General features: G+C 69.6%; 17 protein-coding genes. 9 read left to right on the top strand and 8 right to left on the bottom strand.

Annotated elements, in window-relative coordinates; genetic code table 11:
* Window positions 1–57 precede the first annotated feature (57 nt).
* The 4 genes from H1W00_RS06975 (at window position 58) to H1W00_RS06990 (ending at window position 3,774) form a co-directional block, all read left to right on the top strand.
* Complete coding sequence (locus H1W00_RS06975; protein WP_078698878.1) at window positions 58–633, top strand: ATP-dependent Clp protease proteolytic subunit; 576 nt, start codon at window positions 58–60, stop codon at window positions 631–633.
* On the top strand, window positions 630–1,229 hold the full coding sequence (locus H1W00_RS06980; protein ID WP_181754906.1) for an ATP-dependent Clp protease proteolytic subunit: 600 nt from the start codon (window positions 630–632) through the stop codon (window positions 1,227–1,229). Before H1W00_RS06975 ends, H1W00_RS06980 begins: the two co-directional genes overlap by 4 nt.
* A 98-nt stretch (window positions 1,230–1,327) precedes the next feature.
* Window positions 1,328–2,596 carry an ATP-dependent Clp protease ATP-binding subunit ClpX gene (gene clpX, locus H1W00_RS06985; RefSeq protein WP_181754908.1) on the top strand — a complete coding sequence of 423 codons (1,269 nt, stop codon included), beginning with the start codon at window positions 1,328–1,330 and terminating at the stop codon, window positions 2,594–2,596.
* Window positions 2,597–2,616: 20 nt separating this feature from the next.
* Entirely contained in the window at window positions 2,617–3,774 is a 1,158-nt protein-coding gene (locus tag H1W00_RS06990) for a saccharopine dehydrogenase family protein (RefSeq protein WP_181754909.1), read from the top strand.
* Window positions 3,775–3,777: 3 nt separating this feature from the next.
* On the opposite strand, the gene H1W00_RS06995 is transcribed toward H1W00_RS06990, so the two are convergent.
* The 3 genes from H1W00_RS06995 to H1W00_RS07005 form a co-directional block, all read right to left on the bottom strand.
* Entirely contained in the window at window positions 3,778–4,545 is a 768-nt protein-coding gene (locus H1W00_RS06995) for a DeoR family transcriptional regulator (protein WP_181754911.1), read from the bottom strand.
* 51 nt (window positions 4,546–4,596) lie between these two features.
* Entirely contained in the window at window positions 4,597–7,173 is a 2,577-nt protein-coding gene (valS, locus tag H1W00_RS07000) for a valine--tRNA ligase (protein ID WP_181754913.1), read from the bottom strand.
* 66 nt (window positions 7,174–7,239) lie between these two features.
* On the bottom strand, window positions 7,240–8,604 hold the full coding sequence (locus tag H1W00_RS07005) for an FAD-binding oxidoreductase (RefSeq protein ID WP_181754916.1): 1,365 nt from the start codon (window positions 8,602–8,604) through the stop codon (window positions 7,240–7,242).
* A gap of 148 nt (window positions 8,605–8,752) precedes the next feature.
* On the opposite strand from H1W00_RS07005, the gene H1W00_RS07010 reads away from it, so the two are divergent.
* On the top strand, window positions 8,753–9,733 hold the full coding sequence (locus H1W00_RS07010; RefSeq protein WP_181754918.1) for a GNAT family N-acetyltransferase: 981 nt from the start codon (window positions 8,753–8,755) through the stop codon (window positions 9,731–9,733).
* Here H1W00_RS07010 and H1W00_RS07015 read toward each other — a convergent pair.
* The gene (locus H1W00_RS07015; RefSeq protein WP_181754919.1) at window positions 9,697–11,823 is read right to left on the bottom strand and encodes an MMPL family transporter; all 2,127 of its coding nucleotides are present in this window, start codon (window positions 11,821–11,823) and stop codon (window positions 9,697–9,699) included. The genes H1W00_RS07010 and H1W00_RS07015 overlap by 37 nt on opposite strands.
* 160 nt (window positions 11,824–11,983) lie before the next feature.
* Between H1W00_RS07015 and H1W00_RS07020 the strand changes: the two genes are divergently transcribed.
* From H1W00_RS07020 to H1W00_RS07035, 4 genes are read left to right on the top strand one after another with little or no spacing between them, the layout of a single operon-like run.
* Entirely contained in the window at window positions 11,984–13,327 is a 1,344-nt protein-coding gene (locus H1W00_RS07020; protein ID WP_181754921.1) for a bifunctional folylpolyglutamate synthase/dihydrofolate synthase, read from the top strand.
* Window positions 13,328–13,332: 5 nt separating this feature from the next.
* Window positions 13,333–13,659: a DUF4233 domain-containing protein gene (locus H1W00_RS07025; protein WP_181756198.1), complete on the top strand. Its 327-nt coding sequence runs from the start codon at window positions 13,333–13,335 to the stop codon at window positions 13,657–13,659.
* A 53-nt stretch (window positions 13,660–13,712) separates the two neighbouring features.
* Window positions 13,713–14,384, top strand: a complete 672-nt coding sequence (locus tag H1W00_RS07030; protein ID WP_181754923.1) for a metallophosphoesterase family protein — start codon at window positions 13,713–13,715, stop codon at window positions 14,382–14,384.
* Complete coding sequence (locus H1W00_RS07035) at window positions 14,377–15,237, top strand: ParB N-terminal domain-containing protein (RefSeq protein ID WP_181754925.1); 861 nt, start codon at window positions 14,377–14,379, stop codon at window positions 15,235–15,237. The genes H1W00_RS07030 and H1W00_RS07035 overlap by 8 nt, the downstream gene beginning before the upstream one ends.
* 24 nt (window positions 15,238–15,261) lie before the next feature.
* Here H1W00_RS07035 and H1W00_RS07040 read toward each other — a convergent pair whose 3' ends face one another.
* From H1W00_RS07040 to H1W00_RS07055, 4 genes are all read right to left on the bottom strand, one after another.
* On the bottom strand, window positions 15,262–16,425 hold the full coding sequence (locus H1W00_RS07040) for an ABC transporter ATP-binding protein (RefSeq protein ID WP_181754928.1): 1,164 nt from the start codon (window positions 16,423–16,425) through the stop codon (window positions 15,262–15,264).
* Window positions 16,426–16,436: 11 nt separating this feature from the next.
* Window positions 16,437–17,276 (bottom strand): carbohydrate ABC transporter permease, encoded by an 840-nt coding sequence (locus H1W00_RS07045; protein WP_078701265.1) that lies wholly within the window; start codon window positions 17,274–17,276, stop codon window positions 16,437–16,439.
* 82 nt (window positions 17,277–17,358) lie between these two features.
* A complete protein-coding gene (locus H1W00_RS07050) occupies window positions 17,359–18,294 on the bottom strand; it encodes a carbohydrate ABC transporter permease (protein ID WP_181754930.1) in 936 nt (311 codons plus the stop codon).
* Window positions 18,291–19,517, bottom strand: coding sequence for an ABC transporter substrate-binding protein (locus tag H1W00_RS07055; protein WP_181754932.1), 1,227 nt, complete (start codon window positions 19,515–19,517; stop codon window positions 18,291–18,293). The genes H1W00_RS07050 and H1W00_RS07055 overlap by 4 nt, the downstream gene beginning before the upstream one ends.
* Between the last annotated feature and the right edge of the window lie 136 nt (window positions 19,518–19,653).

The raw sequence follows: 19,653 nt of genomic DNA on the forward strand, positions 1-19,653 counted from the left end.
TCTGCGTCGGTTCCGCGGTCTAGGGTCAATGACGTGAACGCACCCATGAGCCCCCAGATGGCCGTCGAGGCGGGTCCCTCCGATCTCGACGGGCACATCTACAACCGACTGCTGAAGGAACGCATCGTCTTCCTCGGCTCGGAGGTCCGCGACCAGAACGCGAACGCGATCTGCGCGCAGCTGCTGCTGCTCAACGCCGAGGACCCCGAGGCCGACATCTACTTCTACATCAACAGCCCCGGCGGCTCCGTCGACGCGGGCATGGCGATGTACGACACGATGCAGTTCATCTCCAACGACATCGTCACCGTCGGCATGGGCCTGGCCGCCTCGATGGGCCAGTTCCTGCTCGCCGCCGGCACCGCGGGCAAGCGCTACGCGCTGCCCCACACGCGGATCATGATGCACCAGCCCTCGGGCGGCATCGGCGGCTCCGCGTCCGACGTCAAGATCCAGGCCGAGCAGTCCATCCTGCTGAAGAAGCAGCTCAACCAGCTGCAGGCCCAGCACACCGGCCAGAGCGTCGAGCAGATCGAGGCCGACGCCGACCGCGACCGCTGGTTCACGCCCGCGCAGGCCAAGGAGTACGGATTGATCGACGAGATCGTCAACACGGCAGGAGACGTGCGATGAGCTACTACATGCCGCAGTGGGAAGAGCGCACGTCGTACGGCTTCCGCCGCATCGACCCCTACACGAAGCTGTTCGAGGACCGCATCATCTTCCTCGGCACCCCGATCAGCGACGACGTCGCCAACGCGGTCACGGCCCAGTTGCTGTGCCTGCAGTCGATGGACCCCGATCGCGACATCAGCATCTACATCAACAGCCCCGGCGGCTCGTTCACCGCGCTGACGGCGATCTACGACACGATGCGCTACATCAAGCCCGACGTGCAGACGTTCTGCCTGGGTCAGGCCGCCTCGGCTGCCGCGGTGCTGCTGGCCGCGGGTACGCCCGGCAAGCGCTTCGCGCTGCCGAACAGCCGGATCCTCATCCACCAGCCCTACACCGAGGGCACGGGCGGCCAGATCTCCGACCTGGAGATCCAGGCCAACGAGATCATCCGGATGCGCGAGCTGCTCGAGAAGATGCTCGCCGAGGCCTCCAACAAGACGGCCGAGGAGGTCAGCCGCGACGTCGAGCGCGACAAGATCCTCACCGCCGCCGGTGCCGTCGAGTACGGAATCATCGACCAGGTGCTCGACACCCTCAAGGTCCCGGTCTGAGCGACACGACCGGACCGAACCGCCGTTGACGGGTCCCCCACGAGGCCTCCGTGTGGCATCGTGGGGGGACCGCCAGGAAACGACAGGAAACAACTCGCATGGCACGCATTGGTGAGACCGCCGACCTGCTGAAGTGCTCCTTCTGTGGGAAGAGCCAGAAGCAGGTCAAGAAGCTGATCGCCGGACCCGGCGTCTACATCTGCGACGAGTGCATCGACCTGTGCAACGAGATCATCGAGGAGGAGCTGGCCGAGGGCGCCGAGGTCAGCCTCGGCGAGCTGCCGAAGCCGGCCGAGATCTACGAGTTCCTCAACACCTACGTCGTGGGCCAGGAGGGCGCGAAGAAGTCGCTCGCCGTGGCGGTCTACAACCACTACAAGCGCGTGCAGGCGCAGGCCTCGGGCCGGATCAACAAGGACGAGACGGTCGAGCTGGCCAAGTCGAACATCCTCATGGTCGGCCCCACGGGCTGCGGCAAGACCTACCTCGCCCAGACGCTGGCGCGCATGCTGAACGTCCCGTTCGCCATCGCCGACGCCACGGCCCTCACCGAGGCCGGCTACGTCGGCGAGGACGTCGAGAACATCCTCCTCAAGCTCATCCAGGCCGCCGACTACGACGTCAAGAAGGCCGAGACGGGCATCATCTACATCGACGAGATCGACAAGATCAGCCGCAAGAGCGAGAACCCCTCCATCACCCGCGACGTGTCGGGCGAGGGCGTGCAGCAGGCGTTGCTGAAGATCCTCGAGGGCACCACCGCCTCGGTGCCGCCCCAGGGTGGTCGCAAGCACCCGCACCAGGAGTTCATCCAGATCGACACCACCAACGTGCTGTTCATCGTCGGTGGCGCCTTCGCCGGACTCGACCAGATCATCGAGCAGCGCAGCGGCAAGAAGACCCTGGGCTTCAACTCCGACATCGCGCCGGTGGTCGAGGAGAACGACCTGCAGAAGCTGTCGAAGGTCGTGCCCACCGACCTGCTGAAGTTCGGCCTGATCCCCGAGTTCATCGGCCGCCTGCCGGTCATCGCCGCGGTCAACAAGCTCGACAAGCCGGCCCTCATCTCGATCCTCACCGAGCCGCGCAACGCGCTCACGAAGCAGTACATCCGGCTGTTCGCCATCGACGACGTCGAGCTGGAGTTCACCGAGGACGCGTGCGAGGCGATGGCCGACCTGGCCCTCGAGCGCGACACCGGCGCGCGAGGCCTGCGCTCCATCGTCGAGGACGCCCTGCAGGACGTCATGTACGAGATCCCCAGCCGCGAGGACGTCGCGAAGGTGATCGTCACGGCCGACACCGTGCGCCACCACACGCCGCCGCGGGTGCTCACCCACGACGAGGCCGACAAGAAGGCGAGCTGACCCCGGTATAGCGTCGACCCATGGTCGATCTCACGCTCTTCGGAGCCACCGGGTTCACCGGCGGTCTCACCGCCGACTACCTCGCCGTCCACCTGCCCGCCGACGCCACGTGGGCGATCGCGGGCCGCTCGCGCGCGAAGCTCGAGCAGGTGGCGGCGCGCATCGCGGCCACGGGTCGTGAGGCGCCCGCGATCGTCGTCGCCGACCTGGCCGACGACGCCTCGATGGCGACGATGGCCTCCGGCACGCGGGTCCTCATCAGCACGGTCGGGCCCTACCTCGAGCACGGCGAGCCGGCGGTCAAGGCCGCCGCGGAGGCCGGCATCGACTACGTCGACCTGACGGGCGAGCCGCAGTTCGTCGACGAGATGTACCTCAAGTACCACGAGACCGCGGTGGCCACCGGGGCCCGGCTGGTGCACTCCTGTGGCTTCGACTCGATCCCGTACGACCTGGGCGTCTTCCACACGGTGCAGCAGCTCCCCGCCGACGCCCCCATCACGATCAAGGGCTACATCCGCGCGAAGGCCTCGTTCTCGGCCGGCACCTACCACTCGGCGCTGGGTCAGATCGGCCAGTTCCGCGGCTCGAAGGCCGCCGCCAAGCAGCGTCGCGCCCACGAGGGCCGGCCCACGGGCCGCAGGGTGCGTGGTGGAGGCCGCGTCGGTCGCGCCGAGCCGCCCGTCAAGGGGTTCGGGGTGCCGCTGCCGACGATCGACCCGCAGATCGTGCTGAGGTCGGCCCGGGCGCTCGAGCGCTACGGCCCGGAGTTCACGTACGAGCACCACGCCCACTTCAGGACCCGGCGGATGATGGCGCTGGCCGCTCCCGTTCTCGGCGCGGTGGCGGTGGGCGCCCTGATCCCGCCGGTGCGCGCCCTGCTGGTCAAGCTCAAGGCGGCCGGCGACGGCCCCACCGAGGAGCAGCGTGCGAAGTCGTGGTTCACGCTCACGCTCGTCGGGACGAGCGGCGACACCAAGCTCGTCACCACGGTGCGCGGCGGCGACCCGGGCTACACCGAGACCGCCAAGATGCTCGCGGAGTCGGCCATGTCGCTGGCCTACGACGACCTGCCCGAGGTCTCGGGCCAGACCACCACCGCCGTCGCGATGGGCGCCGCCTTGGTCAACCGGCTGCAGAACTCCGGCATCGACTTCGCTACCCAGCCCGTCGAGTAACCCTCAGGCGACGACGACCTCGACGCCGACGTCCTCGAGCATCGCGCGGTCACGTCCGGTGATGCCGTCGTCGGTGACCACGGCGGAGGCGTCTCCGAGGTCGGCGAAGGAGAACACCCGGTGCGGGCCGAACTTCGTGGAGTCGGCGAGCACCACCCGCGTGCGGGCAGATCCGAAGAGCGCGCGCTTGACGGCGGCCTCCTCCGAGTCGGGGGTGCTGAAGCCGTGGTCGGCGGCGATCCCGTTCGTGCCGATGAACGCCACGTCGGCGCGCGTGCCACGCAGGGCCTCCACCGTGGTCTGGCCCACGGCCACGCCGGTGACCTCGCGGACACGGCCTCCGAGCGTGTGGAGGGCGATCCCGTCGTGGCCGAGCAGCAGGTGGGCGATGGCGACGCTGTGGGTCAGCACCGTCAGGTGGCGGTCGGCCGGCAGGACGTCGGCCAGGTGCGCCACCGTGCTGCCGCCGTCCAGCAGGATGCTGCCACCGGTGCCCGGCAGGAAATCGAGGGCGGCCGCCGCGATGCGCGACTTCAGCTCGGGCCGCTCGCCCGTGCGCTGGGCGAGGCTGGCCTCGATGCGCGCGTACGCCGTGGACAGCACCGCACCGCCGTGCACCCGCGTGGCGGTCCCGGCGCGCTCGAGCACGTCGAGGTCGCGGCGGATCGTCTCGGTGGACACCGACAGCTCCGCCGCCACCTCGTTCACCGAGAGCCGCCCGTCGCGGGTGAGGCGCTCGGCCAGCAGCACCTGACGTTCAGCGGCGTACACGTGACCTCCCGAGCTGTGGAACTCTGTGGCTTTCGCTGGGAGTTTACGGGGTCAGGACTCCGCGAGCGTGGCGTCGACCTTCAGCGCGCCCTCGCCCGCGGTGGTGACGACCTCGCCGACGACCCGCCCGGCCGCCCGCACGTCGGGCAGCGCCGACGCGAGGAGGTCGAGCGTGGCGGCGTCACCGGAGATCTCCACCTGCGTCACCTCGGTGCGCTGGCTGACCTTCGCCGTGGACTTCGCGCCACGGATGCCGGCCAGCGCCTCACCCGCGAGCGCGAGCAGACGAGCGTCGAAGGCCTCGATCGCGAGGTCGTCGGCGGTCGGCCACGCGGAGCGGTGGATCGACCCCTCCTGCCACCACGACCAGACCTCTTCGGTGACGTAGGGCAGGAACGGCGCGAGCAGGCGCAGCTGCACCGAGAGCGCCAGCACGAAGGTGGCCTTCGCCGAGGTGCCCGAGGCGTCCTCGGCGCGGGCGCGCTCCTTCACGAGCTCGAGGTAGTCGTCGCAGAAGTCCCAGAAGAACTTCTCGGTGACCTCGAGCGCCGAGGCGTAGTCGTAGGCCTCGAAGTGCGCGGTGGCGGTCTCCACGACATTGCGCAGGCCGGTGAGCAGCGCCCGGTCGAGCGGCTCGGTGACCAGCGTCGGGTCGAGCAGGGAGGCGTCGGCGCCGAGGCCGTACTGCTCGACCGGGGCGACGACGAACTTGCTGGCGTTCAGGACCTTCATCGCGAGGCGACGCCCGACCTTCATCTGGGTCTCGTCGAACGGCGAGTCCGCGCCCGGGCGAGCGCCCGCGGCACGCCAGCGCACGGCGTCGGCGCCGAACTTCTCGAGGATCTCGTCCGGGACGACGACGTTGCCCTTGGACTTGCTCATCTTCTTGCGGTCGGGATCGACCACGAAGCCCGAGAGGGCGGCGTGCTTCCACGGAACGGTGCCGAACTCCTGGTTGGAGCGCACCACGGTGGAGAAGAGCCACGTGCGGATGATGTCGTGGCCCTGCGGGCGCAGGTCCATCGGGAACGTGCGCTCGAACAGGTCGAGGTCGCGCTCCCAGCCGCACACCAACTGGGGGCTGAGCGACGACGTGGCCCACGTGTCGAGCACGTCGGGATCGGCGATGAAGCCGCCCGGCTTGCCGCGCTGGGACTCGTCGAAGCCCGCCGGGGCCTGCGAGGCGCGGTCCACCGGCAGGTCGTACTCCGGCGCGAGGATCGGGTTGTCGTGGTCGGGCTCGCCGTCCTCGTCGAGGAGGTACCAGACGGGGAACGGGATGCCGAAGAACCGCTGACGGCTGACCAGCCAGTCGCCGTTGAGGCCCTCGATCCAGTTCGTGTAGCGCGACTGCATGTAGCCGGGGTGCCAGTCGATGTCGTCGCCGAGGCCGACCAGGTGCTGGCGCAGCTCGGCGTCACGGCCGCCGTTCTTGATGTACCACTGGCGGGTCGAGACGATCTCGAGCGGCTTGTCGCCGCGCTCGTAGAAGTTCGCCATGCGCTGCGTGGGCGTGGGCTCGCCGTCGAGGTCGCCCGACTCCGCGAGGGCGGCCGTGATGGCCTCACGGGCGCTGAAGGTGGTCTTCCCGGCGAGCTCGGCGTAGACGCTCTCGCCCGGACCGCCGGCGATCCAATCGGGCACCTCGCGCAGGATGCGGCCGTCGCGGCCGATCACGGTGCGGTTGGGCAGGTCGAACTCGCGCCACCACTGGACGTCGGTGAGATCGCCGAAGGTGCAGCAGTGGACGATGCCCGAGCCCTTCTCCGGGTCGGCCAGCGTGTGCGCCAGGACGGGCACCTCGACGCCGAAGATCGGCGAGTGGGCGGTGGTGCCGAACAGGTGCTGGTAGCGCTCGTCGTCGGGGTGCGCGATGAGCGCCACGGCGGCCGGGGTCAGCTCGGGACGGGTGGTCTCGATGAACACCTTCTGGCCGTCCGCGAGGTGGTAGGCGACGCGGTAGTAGTGGCCGGGGTAGTCACGTGCCTCGAGCTCGGCCTGCGCGACCGCGGTCTGGTAGGTGACGTCCCACATCGTCGGCGCGTCCTGGCTGTAGGCCTCGCCGCGCGACAGGTTGCGCAGGAACGCGCGCTGGCTGGTGACCTGCGCGTCGTGGCCGATCGTCGTGTACGTCTGCGACCAGTCCACCGAGAGGCCGAGCGTGCGCCACAGCTTCTCGAAGACCTGCTCGTCGCGCACGACCAGCTCGTTGCACAGCTCGATGAAGTTGCGCCGGCTGATCGGGATCTGCTTCTTCGGGTCGGGCTTGGCCGGGGGAGTGAAGTCGGGGTCGTACGGCAGCGAGGGATCGCAGCGCACGCCGTAGTAGTTCTGCACGCGGCGCTCGGTGGGCAGGCCGTTGTCGTCCCAGCCCATCGGGTAGAACACCTCGAGGCCGCGCATGCGCTTGTAGCGCGCCATCAGGTCGGTGTGGGTGTAGCTGAAGACGTGACCCACGTGCAGCGAGCCCGAGACGGTGGGCGGCGGGGTGTCGATCGAGTACACCTCGTCGCGCGTCTTGGTGCGGTCGAACGCGTACGTGCCCTGCTCGGCCCATACGTCCACCCACTTCTCCTCGAGGCCTTCGAGGACGGGCTTCTCCGGAACGCGGTTCTGTGCAGTGGTCACGAGCGTCGATTCTACGTGGCTTCGCCGGTGACATCCGCCGCGGGAGCACGGCCCGTCGCTCGGGCTCTACGGACCGGGGATCGCGATTCCGGGGTTGAGGACGTCGCGGGGATCGAACGCCTGCTTGACGAGGCGGTGGGCGCGTACCGCGGAGGCATCGAGCTCGGTGCCGAGCCACCCCCGCTTGAGGGCTCCGACCCCGTGCTCGCCGGTGATCGTCCCGCCCAGCTCGAGTGCGCGAGCGGTGATCTGGTCGAAGGCACGCAGCGCGGCGACGCGACGGTCGGGCCGGCCCTCGTCGTAGATGATCGTGGGATGCATGTTGCCGTCCCCGGCATGGCCGAAGACGCCGATCACCAGGCCCTCACGCGCGGCGATGTCCTCCACGGAGGTGATGAGGTCGACGATGCGGGACCGGGGCACGCAGACGTCGTCCAGCAGCCAGTCGCCGAGCCGCTCCAGGGCCGGCAGCGCGAGCCGTCGTGCCTGCAGGAGCAGGTCGCCCTCGCGGCCGTCGTCGCTGACGGCCACGTCCTCGGCCCCTGAGGCCCGGCAGAGGTCGGCCGCGAGGGTCACCTGCGAGGCACTGTCGGGATCGTCGCTCTGGGCGAGCAGGATGGCGGCGGTGCCGGTGTCGAAGCCGAGCGGGCTCATCGACTCGATGGCGCTCAGGGTGGTCCGGTCCATGATCTCCAGCAGCGACAGCCGCGTGCCCGCCCGCGTCAGCTGCTGGACCGCCGTGCCGGCCGCGGCGAGCGTGCCGAAGGTGGCCAGCATGGTCGTGGGCGGCGCGGGCCGCGGGACCAGCCGCACCGTGATCTCGGTGATGACGCCGAGCGTGCCCTCGGAGCCCACCAGCAGCGAGGTGAGGTCGTAGCCGGCGACGCCCTTCGCGGTCCGCCGCCCGGTCCGCATCACTGAGCCGTCGGCCAGCCCCCCCTCCAGCCCACGGACGAAGTCGGGGGTGCCGCCGTACTGGCCGCAGCACAGGCCGCGGGCGTTCGTGGCGCCGTTCCCGCCGATGGTGCAGCTGTCGACGCTGCCGGGATCCGGCGGGTAGAAGAGGCCGTGCTCCAGCACCGCCGCACGCAGGTGGCCGGTGATGACGCCCGGCTGGACCACCGCGACCTGCTCGTCGGGGTCGATGGAGACGATGGAGTCGAGCCGGTGGGTCGAGAGCAGGATGGAACCGCGCTGGGCGTTGGCCCCGCCACTGAGGCCCGTGCCGGCGCCGCGAGTCACCACCGCCAGCCCGCGCCGAGCCGCCTCGCGCAGGACCTCGGCGACCTCCTCGGTGCTCCTGGGCGCGAGGACGGCCACCGGCATCGCGTGCTCGGTGAACCGCGACTGGTCCCGCGAATAGCTCGCCATGACCTCGGGATCCGTCGACAGCAGCGCGGGTCCCCACCCGGAGAGGTTCGCGTCGTCCATCGGTCGATCCTTCCCTCGGTCCGGGTCGCGGGCAGCGCTGCCGCCGCCCGAGTGTCAACCTAGCCAACGTGGAGCAGGCGCCCCCCGGGCCGGTCGGGTGGTCGGCTCCGGCCGGCGGTCGAGCAGGATGGGGACCGGAGGCGATCAGATGAGCGAGGACGAGAGGCCGACGATCCACGTGGTCGCGGCGTTCACCACCGACGCGCAGGACCGAATCCTCATGGTCCGCAAGCGCGGCTCGGAGGTGTTCATGCAGCCCGGCGGCAAGCCCGAGCCGGGCGAGGGTGCGGTGCCGGCGCTCGTGCGCGAGCTGGCCGAGGAGCTGCTCGTCGAGGTCGCCCCGGACGACCTCACGGCGTGGGGCCGGTTCGAGGCCGACGCCGCCAACGAGCCCGGACACCACCTCGTGGCCGACGTGTTCGCGCTGCGCCTCGACGGCGAGGTCACGGCGGCGGCAGAGATCGCGGAGGCCCGCTGGTTCACGCGCGAGGAGGCCCGGGCCCTCGGCGACCGCCTGGCCCCGCTGGCCCGGCGCATGCTCGAGGTGCCCGAAGTCCGCTCGCACCTCCGGCCCTTCCGCTTCACCGAGCCGATCGAGACCGAGCGGCTGCGGCTGCGGCCGATCACCCTGGACGACGTCGACGCCTTCCACGCGTACCAGGGCCGCGAGGACGTCGCGCGCTTCATGCTGTTCGAGCCGCGCACCCGCGAGGAGATGGCGGACAAGGTGGCGGAGTGGTCGTCGCACACCGCGCTGGAGCGCGAGGGCGACTACCTGGAGATCCCCGTCGAGCGCCGCACCGACGGGCGCATGATCGGGCACCTCTACCTGAGCCTGCGCAGCGTCGACCACCTCACCGCCGAGATCGGATGGGGCCTCCACCCGGACTTCCAGGGGCAGGGCTTCGCCGAGGAGGGCGCCCGAGCGCTGCTCCGACTCGCGTTCGAGGACATGCGCCTGCACCGGGTCGTCGCCGAGCTCGACCCACGCAACGACGCCTCAGTGGCCCTGTGTCGCCGCCTGGGCATGCGCGAGGAGGCGTTCTTCCGTCAGGACATGTGGTTCAAGGGCGCCTGGGCCGACACCGGCGTCTACGCGATGCTCGCGGGCGACTTCTCCTCGACCTGAGGCTCCGGCGGTGCGGAGCCGTCGGTGCGGCCGAGCCGGCTGGGCCACCAGATCGACTTGCCGATGTCGAGGTTCAGCGCCGTGACCAGCACCGACCGGACGATGATCGTGTCAAGCAGGACGCCGATCGCGACCGCGAAGCCGAGCTCGGCCAGGAACACGATCGGCAGCGTCGCCAGGGCGGCGAACGTGCCGGCCAGCACGAAGCCCGCCGAGGTGATCACGCCGCCGGTGGCCGCCAGCCCGATCAAGGCGCCTCGGCGCGTGCCGTGCAGCAGCGCCTCCTCGCGGACGCGGGTCATCAGGAAGATGTTGTAGTCGATGCCCAGCGCCACGAGGAACACGAACGCGAAGAGCGGGAACGAGGAGTCGGCGCCGGCGAAGTCGAACACGTAGTGGAACACCAGTGCGCTGATGCCCATGGCCGCCGCGAACGACAGCACGACCGTCAGCAGCAGGATCAACGGCGCGGCGATGGACCTCAGCAGGAGCATGAGGACCAGCAGCACGACGAGCAGGATGATCGGGATGATCAGCCGGTTGTCGGCCGACGACGCCTCCTGGACGTCGAGGTTGAGGGCGGTGTTGCCGCCGACGAGCGCGTCAGCACCCTCCACGTCGTCGAGCGCCGTGCGCGTGTCCTCCACGGCGGTCTTGGCCTCGTCGGAGTCGCTCGGGACGCTCAGGGTCGCCTCGAAGTACGCGATGTCGTCCTGGACCTGCGGCTCGGTGACCGTGGCGGGATCGACGTTCTCCACCCCGGCCACGACCTCGCGGACCTCCGCGGCCTGGTCGGCGTTCGTGATGATCTGGAGCGGATCGCCCGCACCTGCCGGGAAGTGCTCGGCGATGCGCTCCTCGGCGACCACCGAGGGCTGGGTGGTGGTGAACGCCTCGGCGTTGCTCAGGCCCGTGGCGTCGAGCTTCACGATGCCGAACGACAGGGCCACGAGGATCAGGCTGGTGACGACCCAGACCGCGCGGGGCGCCCGGGCGATCCGCGTGCCGACCTTCGCCCAGAAACCGGTGTCGGTGCGCTCGGGGTCACCGAAGTGGGGGACGAACGGCCAGAACACCCAGCGGCCGAAGATCACCAACAGGGCGGGCAGCAGCACCAGCATCGCGAGCAGGGCCACCGCGATGCCGGCGGCGCCCACCGGGCCGAGGCCCGCGGTGGAGTTCATCTGCGCGAAGAGCAGGCACAGCAGGCCGATGATCACGGTGCTGCCGCTGGCGAGCACGGCGGGCGCGGCCCGGTGAAGGGCGTGCGCCATCGCCTCGTGGCGGTCCTCGTAGCGACGCAGCTCCTCGCGGTACCGCGCCACGATCAGCAGCGCGTAGTCGATGCCCGCGCCGAGCACGAGGACGCTGAGGATGCCGGCGCTCTGGCCGTTCACCGTCAGCCCGCCGTACTTGGCCAGCAGGTAGACCAGGCCCTGGGAGGCGAAGACGCTCATCAGGCCGCAGAACAGCGGGATCAGCCACAGGATCGGGCTGCGGTAGGTCAGCAGCAGCATCACGACGACGACGCCCACGGCGGCCGCGAGCAGGATGCCGTCGATGCCGGCGAACGCCTCGGCCTGGTCGGCGCCGAGCGCGGCCGGACCGCCCACGTCGACGCGCAGGTCGGTGCCCTCGACCGCGTCCTCGGCGGCCTCGGTCACGTCGTCGATCCAGTCGGGCAGTTCCTCCCAGCCCTCCTCGTCGAGGGTGATGGGCACGATGAGCTGCGCGGCCACGCCGTCCTCGCTGGGGATCGGCCCCGCGACCTCGCCGACCGGCACGTCCTCGAGGGCGCCGATCGCGGTGGCGGCCTCCTGGGCGGCGGCCAGGTCGGCCGGCGTCAGCGGCTCCTCCGACGTCAGCAGCACGATCGCGGGCGCCATGTTCTCGTCGTAGAACGAGCCCGCTTGCTGGATCACCTGCGTCGACTCGGCCTCGTCGGGCAGCCACGAGGCGATGTCGTTGTCCTGCACGCTCGTGAGCTTGGCGCCGAACGAGCCGAGGCCGCCGAGGATGACGAGCATGACGACCAGCACGACCCACTTGACCCAGCGATGAGTGATCCAGCCCGCGATCTGACGGTTCATGCGTTCAGTCTGTGACCGTGCTGTGGCCCCTGACCATGGGTGAAGACCCCGATTCTCGAATCGGTTCCGCCCACCCGCCACAGCGGGCGCTCCAGCCCCAGGCGTGACGCGACAAACGCCTGTGACGCCGCGCGATGCCCGGGCTGGGATACTGGGGACGATGAGGCCCACCTACCCCGATGTCGAGCTCGCCCTGCTGTCCCGCTGGCCCGAGACGCGGCTCGAGCCGTCGCTCGACCGGATCCGCGCCATCTGCGAGCTGATGGGTGACCCGCAGCGCGCCCAGCCGGTGATCCAGCTGACCGGGACCAACGGCAAGACCTCGACGAGCCGCATGATCGACGCCCTGCTGCGCGCCCTCGACCTGCGCACGGGTCGCTTCACGAGCCCGCACCTGCAGCGCATGAACGAGCGGATCTGCGTCGACGGCGAGCCGCTCTCGGACGAGCTCTTCGTCGACGCGTACGCCGACGTGGCGATCTACGCCGACCTCGTCGACCAGGGCCAGCCGCACCCCTTGAGCTTCTTCGAGATGCTCGTGGCGATGGGCTACGCGGCGTTCGCCGACGCCCCCGTCGACGTCGCCGTCGTTGAAGTCGGCATGGGCGGCGCGTGGGACGCCACCAGCGTCGCCGACGCCTCGGTCGCCGTGATCACGCCGATCGACGTCGACCACGCGTCCTTCCTGGGCGACACGCCCGCCGACATCGCGGTGGAGAAGGCGGGGATCATCAAGCCCGGCTCGCGCACCGTGCTCGCCTCGCAGCCCGAGGAGGTCCTCGAGGTCATCATGGGCCGCGCGAACGAGGTCGGCTCGATGCTCGTGCTCGAGGGTGCCGACTTCGGCGTCGAGTCCCGCACGGCCGCGGTCGGTGGCCAGGTGCTCACGATCCAGGGCGTCAAGGGCCGGTACGAGGACATCCTGCTGCCGCTGCACGGCGCGTTCCAGGCCCGCAACGCCGCTCTGGCGGTGGCCGCCGTCGAGGTCTTCACCGGTGACGCCGAGCTCGATCCCGACCTGATCCGGGCGGGCTTCGGCGCCGTCACCTCCCCGGGACGGCTCGAGGTCGTGCGCCGCAGTCCCACCGTCGTGCTGGACGCCGCGCACAACCCGCACGGGGTGCGGGCGATGGTCGAGTCGATCAGCGAGGAGTTCGCGTTCAGCCCGCTCATCGGCGTCGTCGGCGTCATGGCCGACAAGGACGCCGAGGAGATCCTGCGCGAGCTCGAGCCCGTCGTGGCCCACCTCGTCTGCACGCAGAACAGCACCGAGCGGTCGCTCGCCGCCGCCGACCTCGCCGAGGTCGCGAGCGGGGTCTTCGGCCCCGAGCGGATCACCGTCGTGCCCCGGCTCGACGACGCGCTCGAGCGGGCCATCGGGCTCGCCGACGCGTCCGGCGAGGACTTCGGCGACTCGATCGGCTCCGGCGGCGTGATCGTCACGGGCTCGGTCGTCACCGTGGGCGAGGCCCGGACGCTGCTGCGTGGCGGTGAGTCGCAGTGAGGCACATGTGCGCGGCGATGCTGTCGCTCCAGGCGATCATCCTGGGCCTGTCCATCCCGGTGATGATCGCGGTCGAGGACGTCTCGGCGCCGCTGGCGTCGCTGATCGGCGGCGGGCTGGCCGTGCTGTGCGTCGTCGTGGCAGGTCTGCTGCGGCACCCGTGGGCCTACTGGGTCGGCCACGGGATCCAGGTGGCCACGATCCTCACGGGGTTCCTGGTGCCGATCATGTTCTTCATCGGGCTGATGTTCGCCGCCCTGTGGCTGGGTGCGTTCTTCCTCGGCCGCAAGATCGCGGCCGACAAGGCCCGCTGGGCCGCCGCGGAGGAGTAGGAAGAGTCCCGCGATGTGACGTGGCTCACCATGTTCCCCGGTACGGTTGAGGCATGGTGCGCGTGCTCGTGGTCGCTGACGAGATCTCGCCGGTGATCCACGACGCCGGCGTCCGTCGGCTGCGCCCGGACGTCGTGCTCGGCGCGGGCGACCTGCCGTGGGACTACCTGGAGTTCCTGTCCTCGATGCTCGACGTGCCGGTGGTCTTCGTCCCGGGCAACCACGACCCCGCGGTGGAGGCGCCTCTCTCGGGCTTCCGCGGCTGGCTGACCAGCAACGGTCTGCCCCAGGAGGATCCGCGCCCCCTCGGCGGCGTGAACGCCGACGAGTCGGTGGTCGACGTGGCCGGACTGCGCATCGCGGGCCTCGGCGGCAGCATCCGCTACAACGACGGCCCGAACCAGTACACCCAGGACGAGTTCGCCAAGCGCGCCAAGCGCCTCATGAAGATCGCCGCCAAACGTGGGGGAGGGGTCGACGTGCTGCTCACCCACTCGCCGCCGCGCGGCCTCGGTGACGGCGACGACCCGCCCCACCACGGCTTCGAGGCGCTCCACGAGGTGATCGAGACCCTGCGGCCCACGTGGCACCTGCACGGTCACATCCACCCGTTCGGCCAGCCCCAGCCCGACCGGGTCGTGGGCGGCACCACGATCCGCAACGTCGTGCCCTACAAGCTGCTCGAGATCGAGTCGGCGCTCGACCCGGTGGGCGGTCATGGCTGAGTCCGGCTCTCACCGGATCGACGCCGAGAGCGACTTCATGCGGGCTCGGCGCCTGCAGACGCTCTCCGCCCTGGCCGCTCGCCTGCGCGGCGAGGGCGGCGAGGGCACCCGTGCGCTCTCCTTCGACGAGGTGGTCGACGCGCTCGGCCGCCGCGGCGAGCGCAAGATCGGGCTGCACCTGATCCCGCTCGACGCGATCATCGGCTCGGTCGACAAGGTGCGCGACTTCGACCGGCGGTTCCGGCCCACCTCGGACAAGAGCCGGGCGCGCTGGGAGCGGATCGCGCGCGCCAGCCGGATCGGCGAGGAGATCCCGCCGATCGACGTCTACAAGCTGGGCGACTACTACTTCGTGCGCGACGGCCACCACCGCGTGTCGGTGGCTCGCGCCCTGCGGCTGCGTCTCATCGAGGCCGAGGTCACCGAGGTGCAGACCCTGCTGGAGCCGCGCGACATCGGCCGTCGTGAGGACCTCGAGCTGAAGCACTGGCGCAAGGTCTTCCTGCAGCGCGTCCCGCTGCCCCCGGGAGTGCGCGACAAGGTCCGCGTGACCAAGCCGCACGGCTACGGCGTGCTGGCCGAGATGGTCGAGGCGTGGGCCGCTCGCACGATGCAGGCCGAGGCCCAGCTGATGGACAAGAAGACCATGGCGCAGCGCTGGATGGACGAGGAGTTCCTGCCGGTGCTCGAGCTGGTCGACGAGGCCGGCCTCAAGGGCGAGGACGAGACCGAGGGCGACGCCTACATGCGCGTCTCGGGGGAGCGATACCGGCTGATCCGCGAGCACGCGTGGGACCGCGAGATCATGAAGCAGGTCGCCGCGGGCAAGCGGCGGCGGCGCAAGTCTCGCTGACCTGCGCCGCGCCCGCCCCGGGTCTCAGTGGGCGATGTTCTCGCCGGACTGGGCATCGAACACCTGGATCTTGCTGGAGTCGACGTACAGCTCGGCGCTCTGGCCGCCCGCGACCTTCGACTCGGCGCTGAGCCGGGCGTTGACCTGCGTGCCGTCGCCCGCCATGTCCTGGCCGGTGTCCTTGGCCAGGTCGTCGAGGTCGGCGTTCGCCGCCCCGCCCTGCACCGTGAAGTAGGCGTAGACGTCCGATCCCATCTGCTCCACGAGGTCGACGTTCACCTCCACCCGCGCGCCGGGCACGTCGGAGGACACCAGCGAGGCGTCCTCGAAGTGCTCGGGCCGGATGCCCACGATGACGTCACGGCTCGCGCTGCCCGACCGCAGAGCCTCGCGGTAGGCGTCGGGGACCGGCAGGTCGCCGATGGAGGTCGACAGCGACTCGCCCTCGATCGTGGCCGGCAGGAAGTTCATCGACGGGCTGCCGATGAAGCCCGCGACGAACAGGTTGTTCGGGTTGTCGTAGAGGTCGGTCGGCGAGCCCACCTGCTGGATCTTGCCGGCGCGCATGACCACGACCCGGTCACCCAGCGTCATGGCCTCGGTCTGGTCGTGCGTGACGTAGACCGTGGTGGTGCCCAGGGTCTTCTGGATCCGCGCGACCTGGGTGCGCATCTGCACGCGCAGCTTGGCGTCGAGGTTCGACAGCGGCTCGTCCATGAGGAAGGCCTTCGGGCTCCGCACGATGGCGCGGCCCATGGCGACGCGTTGGCGCTGGCCGCCCGACAGGTTGGACGGCTTGCGGTCCAGGTGCTGCTCCAGCTCGAGCATCTTCGCGGCCTCGGCGACCTTCTCCTTGATCGTGGACTTGTCCACGCCGGCGAGGGTCAGCGGGAACGCCATGTTCTCGTAGACGGTCATGTGCGGGTACAGCGCGTAGGACTGGAACACCATCGCGATGTCGCGGTCCTTCGGCGCCTTGTCGTTGACGACCGTGCCGTCGATCTTGAGGTCGCCGGTGGTGATGTCCTCCAGCCCCGCGATCATGTTCAGGGTGGTGGACTTACCGCAGCCGGACGGGCCCACCAGGATGATGAACTCGCCGTCGGCGATCTCGAGGTTGAAGTCCTCCACCGCGAGGGCTCCGTCGGGGTACCGCTTGACCACGTGGTCCAGGACGATTTCAGCCATGATGATTCCTTTCAGCCCTTGACGGCGCCGCTGGTGAGGCCGGCAACGATCCGGCGCTGGAAGAAGAGGACGAAGATGACGATCGGGATGGTGATGACCACCGCAGCTGCGGCGATCGCCTGGGTGGGCTTCTCGAACGTCGTGGCGCCGGTGAAGTAGCTCAGGGCCGCCGGCACGGTGCGCGAGCGCTCACTGGAGGTCAGCGAGATGGCGAACAGGAAGTCGTTCCAGCAGGAGATGAAGACCAGGATGGCCGTGGTGAAGACGCCGGGCATCGCCAGCGGTGCGATCACCTTGCGGAACGCCTGGTAGGGCGTGGCGCCGTCCATCTTGGCCGCCTTCTCCAGCTCCCAGGGGATCTCGCGGAAGAAGGCGCTCAGGGTGTAGATCGCCAGCGGCAGGGCGAACGTGATGTAGGGGATGATCAGGCCGAGCCAGGTGTCGAACAGCCCGATGCCCGTCAGGATCTTGAACAGCGGCGTGACCAGCGCGATCTGGGGGAACATCGCGATCATCAGCGACGCGCCCACGACGAACTTCTTGCCCGGGAAGTCCAGGCGAGCCACGGCGTAGGCCGCCATCGTGCCCACGACGATCGCGATGAACGTCGAGATGAGGCAGATGCCGATCGAGTTGATCAGGGCTCGGGTGAAGCTGTCGTTCTGGAAGATCGCCTCGTAGTGCTCCCCGGTGTACTGGCTCGGGAAGAAGCTGCCGTCGTTGAGGATCGCGTCGGGCTTGACCGACAGCGAGATGATCCACAGGACCGGGATGAACGCGTAGATGAGGACGATCGCGTTGACGCCCCACCAGATTGCCTTGCGCTTCGGTGTCTCGACCGCGGTACTCATGACGCCACCTCCGTGGAAAGGCACAGTACGGCGGCGCCGTCATTCGGTGCTTGGACGTTCGCTCGCTGGCGCTCGCTCATGGTCACCGCCTCCCTTCATCGGAGCCCGGCGCCGCGGCGCCGAACAGCTTCACGAAGATGAACGCGATGATCGCGATCGTGATGAAGATCAGCACCGACATCGTGGAGCCGATGCCCAGGTTGAGCCCTCGGATGAGGTTGTTGTACGCCACGATCGACACGCTGGAGGTGTCGTTCGCGCCGCTGGTCAGCACGTAGATGTTGTCGAAGACGCGGAAGGCGTCCAGCGTGCGGAACAGCACCGCGACCAGGATCGACGGCTTGATGAGCGGCACCGTCACCTTCCAGAAGCGCTGCCACGGGGAGGCGCCGTCGATCGAGGCCGCCTTGAGCAGGTCCTCGGGCACGAGCGCCAGGCCGGCCATCAGCAGCAGGGCCATGAAGGGGATGGTCTTCCAGACCTCGGCCAGCACGATGATCCAGAACGAGGACCAGTGGCCGGTCAGGGGTGCGTTGTCCCCGGCCAGCCAGCCGATGTCCTGGCTCCAGGCGAACCGCCAGCTGAACGCCGCGACGACCGTGACGATCGCGTACGGGACCAGCGCCGAGGTGCGGATGAGTCCGCGTCCGACGATCGTCCGGTGCATCACGATGGCCAGTCCCATGCCGAGGATCAGCTCGAAGACGACGCTCACCACGGTCAGCAGCAGGGTGAAGCCGAAGGCGCTCCACCAGATGTCGCTGGTGAGGACCGTGACGTAGTTGTCCAGACCGACGAACTCGTTGTCGTCAGGGGTGCGCAGGTCGGCGCGGAACAGCGACAGCCAGATGGCGTACCCGATCGGGTACGCCGTGACGGCCACCATGAGGAACACGGCGGGCGCCACGAGCATCAGGCCCAGCCGGCGCTCGGCCTTCTTGCCCTCGCTGTAGCGCTGTCGGGCGATCTCGGCGCTCTCGTCGTCCGTGCGGGACTCGACCGGTGCGGTCGTGGTCATGGCAGGATCCCCTTCCCCACAATGGCGTCGTTGATCGCCGTGTCGAGCTCCTCGGCCGTGTTCTCACCGTCGATGCTCGACGGGGGCGAGAGTGTGGAGGAGATGATCGTCGAGATGTTCTGGTAGACCGGCGAGATCGGACGCGAGCTGGCCGCCTCGAGCGAGTCCAGGAGCACCTGGCCCTGCGGGTAGGCCTCCTTGAACTCCGCCTCCTCGAACACCGACTCGATGACGGGCGGCTCACCGGCCGTCAGCGAGTGCTTGAGCTGGTTCTCGGGCGAGCGCAGGCACATGGCCGCCTCGAACGACTCCTCCGGGTGCTCGCTGAACTTGCTGATGGCGAAGTTCATGCCGCCGACCGTGACCTTGGACGGCTGGCCCTCGACCGTGGCCGGGAACGGCGCGAACGCGAGGTCCTCGGCGATCTTGGGGCTGGCCTCGCGCATGGCACTGAGGACGTACGGCCAGTTGAGGCTGAAGGCGGAGGCGCCGTTCTGGAGCTGGGCGAAGACCTCGGGCTCCTGCGAGTTCGAGAGCGACGCGTTCGCCAGGCCCGACGTCGCGAGCTTGTTCAGCAGGTCCAGCGCCTGCACGGTCTTGTCGTCGATCGTGGTCTCGGTGCTGTCCTCGTTGACGATCGTGCCGCCGAAGGAGGAGAGGATCGTGTTGAACCCGACGACCAGGCCCTCGTAGCGCGCTCCGGTGAAGCCGATCTCGTACGGGTCGCCCTCGGCCTTGAGCTTCTCGGCCATGTCGAACATCTCGTCCCACGTCTTCGGCGGCTCGCCGTTGCCCACCTTGTCGACGAGCGACTTGCGGTACCACATCAGCTGGGCGTTGGTGTGCTTCGGAATCGCGTAGAGCTTGTCCTTCCACGTCGCCGTCTCGAGCGGCACGGCGAGCGTGCCCTCGGACGCCTCGGCGCGCTGCGCGTCGGTCAGCGGGAGGATCCAGCCGGCCTCGGCGAACTCGGCGGTCCAGACGACGTCCATGCCGATCAGGTCCATGCCGGTGTCGCCGGCGGCGAGGCGCCGGACCATCTGCTCGCGCTGACCATCCGCGTCGCTGGGAACGAGGTTGCCCTCGATCTTCCACTTGCCCTCGGCCTGCTCGTTGCAGCCGTCGATGAGGTCCTGGAATCCCGTGGCGGATGCGCCGCCGAACAGGTTGATGGTCGGGACGCCGCCCTCGTCACCGCCGCCACAGGCAGCCAGTGTCGCCATGAGGGTTGCGGCGGCAGCCAGCCCTATTCCACTGCGCGTCTTCTTCGATCGCCTAGTCACGTGCACCACCCGACCTTCCCCCGAGATCCTGCGGCGTGCGACTCGTGGAAATGTGACGCCGCTCACATGAAACTAC

Origin of the sequence: Aeromicrobium phoceense, assembly GCF_013868155.1 — a bacterium.
Lineage (GTDB): Bacteria > Actinomycetota > Actinomycetes > Propionibacteriales > Nocardioidaceae > Aeromicrobium > Aeromicrobium phoceense.